This window comes from Halovivax sp., assembly GCA_007119345.1.
Classification (GTDB): domain Archaea; phylum Halobacteriota; class Halobacteria; order Halobacteriales; family Natrialbaceae; genus Halovivax.
Map to the genome: position 1 here is coordinate 1 of SKPV01000289.1, position 5,941 is coordinate 5,941.

The following is a 5,941-nucleotide window of genomic DNA, read 5'->3' on the forward strand; positions in this document are numbered from 1 at the left end:
GCCCTGACCGATCCATCTCCCTCGGCGGCGATGGACTGGGTCAACCCTCGCAGCGCGAACTTCGACATGTTGTAGGCCGCCTTGTCGCGGGTTACGATGTGGCCGTGGACCGAACACATGTTGCCGACGACCCCGCCGCCGTCCTCGTTGGCCCGGAAGTGGGGCAGACACTCCTTCGTCAGGAGCAGCGGCGCCCGCTGCATCACCGCCTGCATCGTGTCGTACTTCTCGACGGGGAACGACTCGATCGGGGCGACGTGCTGCAGGCCGGCGTTGTTCACGAGGTACCGGATCGAGCCGTAGTCTGCCGCCTCCTCGACGATCCGTTCGATATCCGTCTCCTCGACGAGGTTTCCGGCGACGGAGACGATCTCGCCGGGAAGCGAGAGGCCCTCGGCTTTCGACCCTGCCTCGTCCACGGCCTCGGCGTCCAGGTCCGTGCCGACGACGGTGAGGCCGTTGGCGGCGAACGCGAGCGCCGTCGCCCGGCCGATGCCCGAGCCCGCGCCGGTGACGACTGCCACGTTCTCGGATCGGTAGTGGGGATCGTCGAGGACGAGCAGGTCGTTGGCGGTGATCTCGCTCGGACCGTACCGTTCTATCGCCTCGTCGGCACTCATCTCGGTCATGCTCGACATCTGAACACACTGGTGCAAATAGCTGACGCAGGCCGGACGCGACCGCGACCGAGGGCCGATAGTGGGGCCATCTCCACCGTGCTGTGGAGTCGAACCTGACGGAATTCGATCCCGTCGACGACCCGTCCCAAACACTCAGGGCAACGGGGTGCGTTCCCTCGAGCGTGACTGTCAGGGAACACACGTCCCAGCACGAGCACGTGGAATCGCTCCCCGTGATCTCGAAGTCGGCGACGGTGACGGCCGTCGAGGCGATGGATCGTGACCGCCGACACGAGGTACGAGAGCGGTTGTTCGAACTCGGGACCACCCACGGATTCGCGGACGCCGTTCCGGACGAAGGATCGATCGACTGGGATCGCGTCTTCGACGCGGCAACGAGCGTCGATCCGCAGCTGGCCCCGCAGATCGGGAGCTTTCGCGACCGATTCGAACGAGCTCATCCCGCGCTGGTTCGGATCGCCTTCGAGACCGAGACGCCGTTCGACTTCGCGGCCGGACAGTACCTCTCGGTTCGTTTCGGGAACCGAACTCGCGCGTACTCCATCTCGAGTTCGCCGAACCGCGAGGAGACGGAACTCTGCATCCGTCGGGTCCCCGACGGCCGTCTCTCGCCTCGCCTCTGCGACGAGCTCCAGGTCGGCGACCGCCTCGCGGTTCGCGGCCCGAGCGGGCACCTGCTCCTCGAGGATCCGTCGGAACGCGACCTGGCCTTCCTCGCGACCGGGACGGGCGTCGCCCCGATGAAGAGCATGATCGACTACACCTTCGAGACGGGCCGCGACGAGTACAAGGGCGAGAAACGGGACGTCTGGCTCTTCCTCGGTGCGGCCTGGGCGGACGACCTTCCCTACCACGAGGCATTTCTCGACCTCGCGTCCGAACACGACAATTTCCACTACGTCCCCTGTCTCTCCCGCGAATCGTGGCTCGCAGACTGGTCCGGTGAGACCGAGTACATCCAGGACGCCCTGTTGAAGTACGTCGACGAGCGCGCCCTCGAGGACGCAGTTCTCGGCCGGCACATGGCGACCATGCTCGCCCAGCAGCCGCCCACCGACGTCGACGCCCGGATCGACCCGGGCTCGCTCGAGGTCTACGCCTGCGGCATCAACGCCATGGTCTACAGCCTCGAGACGGCCGTCACCCACCTCGGCGTCCCGACCGATCGCGTCCACGCTGAAGGGTACGGGTAGTCGACCAGGCTTCGTCGTCGACGAACCGACCGATCGCTCCCGGCCTCCGGCGGCTCCATCGACGTTCAATTCCTCCCTGACTCGACGGTTAGCGTTCGCTCGAACTCCTCCTGGGCTTCGTCGCTTCCGGCGACGATCAAGACGTCGTCCTCCTCGATGACGAAGTCGGCGCGCAGGTCGGTCAGCAACGCTCCGTCGCGCTCGATGGCGACGATCGTGCAGCCGGTCTTCGCCCGGAGGTCGAGGTCGGCCAGACTCCGATCGGCGAACGCCGGTACCTCTGTCCGGACGAAGCCGAACTCCGTGTCGGGCGTCACGATCTCTTCTTCCTCGATCAGCAGCGACGCCAGTATCTCGCCGGTGACCGTCGGTAGCGACAGCACGAAGTCAGCGCCCGCGTTGTACAGTTTCGGGAGACTGTCGGTGTCGTCCGCCCGGGCGATCACCTCGACGTCGGGTGCGAGCTGTTCGAGCACGAGCGCCGCGTAGATCGTCGGCGTGTCCTCGTCGAGGGAGAGAACCACCGCCCGCGCCTCGTCGACGCGGGCTTCCTCGAGCGTCTCCGGGTCGGTAATGTCGCCGACGACGTCGACGCCCGGCTTCTCCTCGAGGTCGACCACCGTCACCTCCACTCCCTGGTCCCGGAGGGTCTGCGTGACCGACCAGCCGACCGTCCCGTATCCGCAGACGACGGCGCGAGCGGACTGATCCTCGTCGTACGGGATCGGCCGCGCCTTCAGCTCCGGAAACTCCTCGCGTTCGCCCGCGATAAGCAGGATCGCGTTCTCGTCGATCTCCGTATCGGGATCCGGCGACACCACGAACTTCCCGCCGAGCCACGCACCGATGACGGTGATCCCCAGCCGATCGAAGACGGTCGCTTCGCGGAACGTCTGCCCGACGAGGTCACTCCCGCGCTCGACCAGCAGTTCCGTGATCCGGACGTCGCTCTCGACCTCGACGACCTCCCGGAACTTCTCCGCGTACGTCGCCGCCGCCCGCATCGCGAGACTCTTCCCGAGGAGCTGTCTGGCCAGGACGACGTCGTCGGCGCCGGCGTAGCGGTGGTAGGGCTCCACCTGGTAGTCCCTGATGACGCTGATCGCGCGGAGGTCGGGGTCAACCTGATCTGCCGCGAGCATCACCGTCGGATTGGTCTCGTCGTCGACGTCGGCGACGAGTGCCCGCGCCGATTCGGCGTTCGCGGCTCGCATCGCGTCCGTCGCCTCGGGATCGCCGAGTACCGCGTCGACGCCGTTCTCGTTGAGTTCGGTGACGAGTTCGGGGTCGGGATCGACGTAGAGGTGGTCCACGCCGACCGACTCGAGTTCGCTACGGAGGATCTCGTCCTGAGCGGAGTACCCGGTGACAATCACGTGGTCGGTGAGGGTGCTCGAGGTCGGCGGCCGCGTCTCGAACGCCCGACGGAACATCGGCACGGCGAACAGCGGGATCGCGAGAAAGACCAGTAGCACGCCCGAGAGATTCATCAGGACGACGAGAACGTGTACCGGTGCACTGTTCCAGTGCTCCGTGTCACCGCCGAAACCGGCCGTCGTGAGGGACTCGATTACGATCCGCAATGAGTGCAGGAACGAGAGTTGCATCCCCTCGAACGCCGCCATCGCCCACTGGTAGAGGAGGGTGTACGCGACGACCACGCCCGCCCCGACCGCGAAAGCTACCCAGATCCGTCGGCGCCAGTCGGTGGCGTCCTCGCTCTCGGTTCCAGTCGCGCTCATCGGTCTGCTTCGGATATGGAGGAATGTCAGATAAGGCTGTCTATGGCGTTCGTCCGTTTCTGTGGCGTCGATCGTCGTCCATCAGATCCGAACGGACCCTACGGTAGTGACACCGTCGACTCCGGGCGGAGGCGAGCCGTGCTAACTGGTAGTCGCCGGCTCCGCGAGAGACACGGGTAGGTTCGACGCGCGCCGGTAGTGACCCGCGGCGTCCGATCGTCGAACGGTTCGATCGACAATTTGATAACCGGTCACACATCGCGTGTGCGAATCGCTCCAGCGTCGCTGGGGATCGTTCGAACCGACCGCAGCGTCCCACTTAGGGGTGTACGGTGCGCGACCGGGCCGGGTGCCGGGAACCGTTCGATGACCGTCGACGGATAGCAGGACTCAAGGTGCTTCCATTGAAACCCGACGCTCGACACCGAAGGGTCACCATGTCATCTGATACCGAGTTGGCCAAGGAACTCGGCCTCTTCTCCGCGCTCGCGATCGGTGCCGGGACGATGATCGGTGCGGGAATCTTCGTCCTGCCGGCCACCGCGGCCGCCGAAGTGGGGCCGGCGGCCGCGCTCGCGTTCGTCGTCGCGGGGTTCGTCGCGCTGTTCACGGCGCTCTCGATCAGCGAACTGGGGACGGCCTTTCCGAAGGCGGGCGGCGGGTACTACTACATCAACGACGCGCTCGGGCCGCTGTTCGGCTCGATCGCTGGCTGGGGGAACTGGCTCGGACTCGCGTTCGCGACCGCCTTCTACATGATCGGCTTCGGCAGCTACGCGCAGATCTACCTCCCGATTCCGGACGTGCTCTTCCTCTCGGGCGGCCAACTGGCCGCGCTCGTCGCCGCGCTCCTGTTCATCGCGCTCAACTACTACGGCGCGAAGGAGACCGGCACCGTTCAAGTGGCGATCGTCGCCATCCTGATCGGCGTGCTCACCGTCTTCACCGTCGTCGGCCTCTTCCACTTCGACGTAGCGAACCTCGATCCCTTCTTCCCGGCGGAAACGGGCGGTTACTCCGCGCTGTTGCCCGCCGCCGGACTGGTGTTCGTCACCTACCTCGGGTTCGCCGAGATCAACACCGTCGCCGAGGAGATGAAGAATCCGGGACGAAACCTTCCGCTCGCGGTGATCGGCAGCCTCCTGTTCGTGATCGTCCTCTACGCCCTCGTTATGCTGGTCGTGATGGGGATCGACGGCTACGAGACCGTCGTGGAGCACGACGAACAGGCCGTCGCGCGACTCGCCGAGGTGATGCTCGGCGGCGCCGGCCTCGCGCTGTTGACCTTCGGCGGGTTGCTCGCGACCGCTTCCTCGGCGAACGCCTCGATCCTGGCCTCCTCGCGGATCAACTTCGCGATGGGACGCGACCGGATCATCAGTGACTGGATCAACGAGGTCCACCCGCGGTTCGCGACGCCCTACCGCTCGATCGCGTTGACCGGAGCGCTCATCCTGCTGTTTATCCTCTACGGCGACGTCGAGACGCTGGCCAAGGCGGGCAGCGTCCTCCACTTGATCGTCTACGGACTGCTTAACCTCGCGCTGATCGTCTACCGGGAGACGGACGTAGCGCGTTACGATCCGGAGTTTACGGTTCCCCTCTACCCGATCGTCCCGATCCTCGGCTCGGTACTCTCGTTTGCGCTCATCTTCGCGATGGCGCCGATCGAGATCGTCCTGAGCGTACTGTTCGTGATCTTCGGCGCCATCTGGTACGCGCTCTACGCCCGAAAGCACGCGGAATCGACCAGCCTCGTCGGCGAGGCGATCGCGCCCGAAGTGCCCGCGGCGACGGACGAGGCGGACGCATACCGGGTTATCGTGCCCGTCGCGAACCCGGCCACGCAGGGCGAACTGCTGCGCCTCGCCGCCGCGAGCGCCAGAGCAAACGCCGAGGGCGACGAGGGGGAGGACGGCACCGTCCTCCCGGAGCTGGTCGCCGTCAACGTGATCGAAGTCCCCCAGCAGACCTCCCTCGAGCAGAAGGTCCACTTCGAAGAAGAACGTATCGAACGCCAGCGCGAACTCCTCGAGGGAGCGAGAGAGGCGGCCGAAGGGATGAACGTCGCCTTCCGAACGCGTGCCATGATCGGGCGTAACCCCGGTCAGGCCATCCTCTCAGTTGTCGAAGAGGAGGAGGCCGATCAAGTGGTCCTTGGCTGGCGAGGGTTCCGCCAGCGACGGGAGCACGTCTTCGGCTCGACGATCGACCCTATTCTGCGCGACGCACCGTGTGACGTCACGCTCGTCAGTCTCAAGGATCGGGCGATCGGCCGACCGGTAGCGCTCGCCGGACCCGGACCGCACGCGCCGGTTGCCGCCCGTCGGGCTGCCGAATTCGCGTCGATCGACGACACGACCCC

General features: G+C 66.0%; 4 protein-coding genes. 2 read left to right on the plus strand and 2 right to left on the minus strand.

What is annotated here, in order from left to right:
* Positions 1-620 (minus strand): SDR family NAD(P)-dependent oxidoreductase (locus QZT59_RS18915; protein ID WP_290819494.1); only part of this gene is annotated, 620 nt, incomplete at its 3' end.
* A gap of 182 nt (positions 621-802) precedes the next feature.
* On the opposite strand from QZT59_RS18915, the gene QZT59_RS18920 reads away from it, so the two are divergent.
* Positions 803-1,834 carry an FAD-binding oxidoreductase gene (locus QZT59_RS18920; RefSeq protein ID WP_290819488.1) on the plus strand — a complete coding sequence of 344 codons (1,032 nt, stop codon included), beginning with the start codon at positions 803-805 and terminating at the stop codon, positions 1,832-1,834.
* A gap of 65 nt (positions 1,835-1,899) precedes the next feature.
* Here QZT59_RS18920 and QZT59_RS18925 read toward each other — a convergent pair whose 3' ends face one another.
* Entirely contained in the window at positions 1,900-3,576 is a 1,677-nt protein-coding gene (locus QZT59_RS18925; protein ID WP_290819490.1) for a TrkA family potassium uptake protein, read from the minus strand.
* Positions 3,577-4,013: 437 nt separating this feature from the next.
* Here QZT59_RS18925 and QZT59_RS18930 point away from each other — a divergent pair.
* Positions 4,014-5,941: amino acid permease (locus QZT59_RS18930; protein ID WP_290819492.1), on the plus strand; the 1,928-nt coding region annotated here is incomplete at its 3' end.